This window comes from Alcanivorax sp. (assembly GCF_014762765.1).
Taxonomy (GTDB): domain Bacteria; phylum Pseudomonadota; class Gammaproteobacteria; order Pseudomonadales; family Alcanivoracaceae; genus Alcanivorax.
This window is the reverse complement of the sequence record NZ_JABURH010000029.1, coordinates 1-3,373: the sequence shown is the minus strand read 5'-3', so window position 1 is coordinate 3,373 and position 3,373 is coordinate 1. Positions and strand designations below refer to the sequence as shown.

Sequence of the window (3,373 nt, the reverse complement as noted above, 5' to 3'; positions counted from 1 at the left end):
GTTGCGAAGTGGGCGCCATTTTAGGGATTGCGCCCGGGGTGTCAACGGCTTTTTTTCAGAAAAAGGTCCGTTTGCCTAGAAAATGGGCGGAACGGCTAAATCTTGGGCAGAACAGAGGGGATCGGGAGCAAGTTACAAGTTTCAAGGAGCAAAGCGCGAGCATGAATAAGAGCCAATCCCAGGGCTTACGAGCCGCGCCGTAAGGGCACGGGGACGCGAGCACGGCCCCTCAAAACGGAAAAGCCCAACCCGCGCCTTGCAACTTTGAACTTGCAACTCTATTCCGCCTCCAGCGCCTCAATATGCGCCTTGGCCTCCTCCAGGGTAAATTTCCCCGGCACCGGCTGTCCGTTCGGTTTGGCAATCAGATAATGGTGCACATCCAGCGCCCAGGTCTGCCGGTTCAGCTCACCTTCCTCGATGATGGAGTAGCCACTCTGACCCCAGCTGATGGCATTGCCGATCATGCCTCACCCACCACACGACGCACGATAATGTCAGCCAGATCATCCAGCGTCAGGGAACCAGCCCGGTCGAACCAGTTGGGCGCCCAACCCGTCATGCCGGTAAGCAGACGGCGGATAATGAAAGGGTCATCCCGAAAAACCCCTTGCTCATGCAGGGCATTGAGTGCATCCAGCCAGAGTTGCTCATAAATGGCGCGCAACTCCAGCGCCTTGCGCTGTTTGTCTTCACTCAGGCACCGCCACTCTGTCACCAGCACGGTCATGGCCTCGGCGGTATCGCCAACAATGGATTGCAACTCCGCCCGCACCAAGGCCCGCAACTGCCCTTGCGGCGAGCTTTCTGCCGCCACGGCCCGACGCAGGCGATCCGTATTGAACTGGATCACCTCTTCCATCACCGCGTAGAGAATATCTTCCTTGCTCTTGAAATGATGGAAGATAGAGCCGCTCTGGATACCCACGGAAGCAGCGATATCCCGCACCGTGGTGCGATCAAAGCCCTTATCCCGAAACAGGTGGGCAGCCGCGCTGAGCAAACGCCCGCGGGGAGAATCATCGATTCCATTAATTGCCAGTGACTCAGCCATTGGTATCCTCTTTTTTGTATCCCCGCATTATCCCGATTCCGGGCTGCTAGCTGCAAGCCAGGGAGGGCGCAGCCTTCCATTAGCCTGTACAGGCTTTTTGCTTGCAGGTTGAAACTGACTCTTGCCAAACCAAGCGCTTGCTTGGTAGCTTACGAGACCACGCTTTCACACGCAAATGGAGCCATCATGACCGAGCCCGTTCGTATCGGCTGCGCCGCCGGATTCTGGGGTGATACCAACAGCGCCGCTTTCCAGCTGGTCAAGCAGGCCGAGATCGATTATCTGGTGTTCGATTACCTGGCCGAGGTCACCCTGTCCATCATGGCCGGGGCACGCATGAAGGACCCCAGCGCCGGCTACGCCCACGACTTCGTCAACAATGTCATGGCGCCGCTGGCCAAGGACATCAAAGCAAAAAACATCAAAGTCATCAGCAATGCTGGCGGGGTGAACCCGCGGGCCTGCCGCGAGGCCCTGGAAAAGGTGTTCGAGGCCGCCGGCATCGAGATGAAAATCGCCCTGGTGGAAGGCGACGACCTGAACCCCCGCCGCAACGACTTTGCTGATGTGACGGAAATGGATAGCGGCGCTCCCCTGCCCCCCATGACGGTGACCATGAATGCCTACCTGGGCGCCCTGCCGATCAAGGCGGCCCTGGATGCCGGTGCCGACATCGTACTCACCGGCCGTATTGCTGATTCCGCCGTGGTACTGGGGCCGCTGATGCACGAATTCGGCTGGGCCGAGGACGACTATGACAAACTGGCCCAGGGCTCCCTGGCCGGCCATGTGATTGAGTGCGGCGCCCAGTGCACCGGCGGCAATTTCACCGATTGGCGCGATGTGCCCGATTTCCACAACATGGGCTTTCCCATTGCCGAATGTTTTGCAGACGGCCACTTCATTATCAGCAAACCGGACAATACCGGCGGCCTGGTCACCCCGGCGACAGTGGGCGAGCAGATCGTCTACGAGATCGGCGACCCCCGGGCCTACATGCTGCCCGATGTGATCTGTGACTTCACCAACGTGACACTGGAACAGGTGGGTGACAATCGGGTCCGCGTCAGTGGCGCCAAAGGCCTGCCGCCCAGCGACACCTATAAAGTCTCCGCCACTTACCCGGACGGTAACCGCATCACCGCCTCATTTCTGATGGGGGGCATCGACGCCCCGCAGAAAGGCCAGGTGGTGGCCGATGCCATTCTGAAAAAGGTGGCCGGTCTGTTCACGCAATTGGGCATGGCCCCCATGCGCGAAACCAGCGTGGAAATTCTCGGCAGCGAAACCACCTACGGCGCCCATGCCCGTCGCGGTGACACCCGAGAGGTGGTCGTCAAAATCGGCGCCCTGCACGACGACAAAAAAGCCCTGGGACTGTTTGCCCGGGAAATTGCCCAGGCTGCCACCGGCATGGCCCCGGGGCTGTCCGGCCTGGTCGGCGGACGTCCCAAACCGTTCCCGCGCATCCGCCTGTTTTCCACTCTGGTCAGCAAGAACAGCATCCCGGTTACCGTGAACCTGGACGGCGACACGATACCCGTCAGCATTCCTGCCGGTGCGCCCTTTGACCCCGCCAACCTGCCCGCAGATCCACGCGGCGAAACCGTCAGCGGAGACGTGGCGGTCCCCCTGGTCAAACTGGCCTGGGCCCGCAGCGGCGACAAGGGCAACCATGCCAATATCGGCGTAATCGCCCGCCGCCCCGAGTATCTGCCCTTTATGAATGCCGCTCTGGGCGAAGAGGCAGTGGCGGATTACATGCAACACGTCCTCGACCCGGACACCGGCAGCGTCAGCCGCTGGTCCTTGCCCGGCATGAATGCTTTCAACTTCCTGCTGAAAAATGCATTGGGCGGCGGCGGCATCGCCTCCCTGCGCATTGATCCGCAGGGCAAGGCATTCGCCCAGCAGTTACTGGATATGCCCATCCCCGTCAGCCAAGCCATCGCTGACGAAGTAGGTGCATGATTTTGATTTTAGCGTCGGACGTCTGACGTCGGACGTCCGACGCTTTCAACCAATTAGATTAAGGGAATCACATGTCATACCGTTCCGTATTCAAACCCGACCTGTTTGCCGGCCAGAACATCATCGTCACCGGCGGCGGCTCCGGCATCGGTCGCTGTACCGCCCATGAACTGGCTTCCCTGGGTGCCCGCGTAGTGCTGGTTGGCCGCAAGCAGGAAAAACTGGATAACGTGGCGGCAGAGATCGAAGAAGACGGCGGCCAGGCCATCGGCTTCGCCTGCGACATTCGTGATGAAGAAGTGGTCAAGGCCACCGTTGCCGAGATCTACAAGGCCGTCGAGGTGGTCC

Annotated in this window: 5 protein-coding genes; 3 read left to right on the top strand and 2 right to left on the bottom strand. The window is 59.9% G+C overall.

All coding sequences use genetic code 11. The features are described 5' to 3' along the window. The coding region (locus HUJ17_RS01035) for a hypothetical protein (RefSeq protein WP_290508963.1) at positions 1-203 on the top strand (203 nt) is incomplete at its 5' end. Positions 204-278: 75 nt separating this feature from the next. Here the strand turns inward: HUJ17_RS01035 and HUJ17_RS01030 are convergent. Both HUJ17_RS01030 and HUJ17_RS01025 read right to left on the bottom strand, forming a co-directional pair. Then, complete coding sequence (locus HUJ17_RS01030) at positions 279-467, bottom strand: hypothetical protein (RefSeq protein ID WP_290508962.1); 189 nt, start codon at positions 465-467, stop codon at positions 279-281. Beyond that, positions 464-1,054 carry a TetR/AcrR family transcriptional regulator gene (locus HUJ17_RS01025; protein WP_290508961.1) on the bottom strand — a complete coding sequence of 197 codons (591 nt, stop codon included), beginning with the start codon at positions 1,052-1,054 and terminating at the stop codon, positions 464-466. The genes HUJ17_RS01030 and HUJ17_RS01025 overlap by 4 nt, the downstream gene beginning before the upstream one ends. 186 nt (positions 1,055-1,240) lie before the next feature. Between HUJ17_RS01025 and HUJ17_RS01020 the strand changes: the two genes are divergently transcribed. Together HUJ17_RS01020 and HUJ17_RS01015 are read left to right on the top strand one after the other, a co-directional pair. Next, positions 1,241-3,025, top strand: a complete 1,785-nt coding sequence (locus HUJ17_RS01020) for an acyclic terpene utilization AtuA family protein (RefSeq protein ID WP_290508960.1) — start codon at positions 1,241-1,243, stop codon at positions 3,023-3,025. 71 nt (positions 3,026-3,096) lie between these two features. Beyond that, positions 3,097-3,373: SDR family NAD(P)-dependent oxidoreductase (locus tag HUJ17_RS01015; RefSeq protein ID WP_290508959.1), on the top strand; the 277-nt coding region annotated here is incomplete at its 3' end.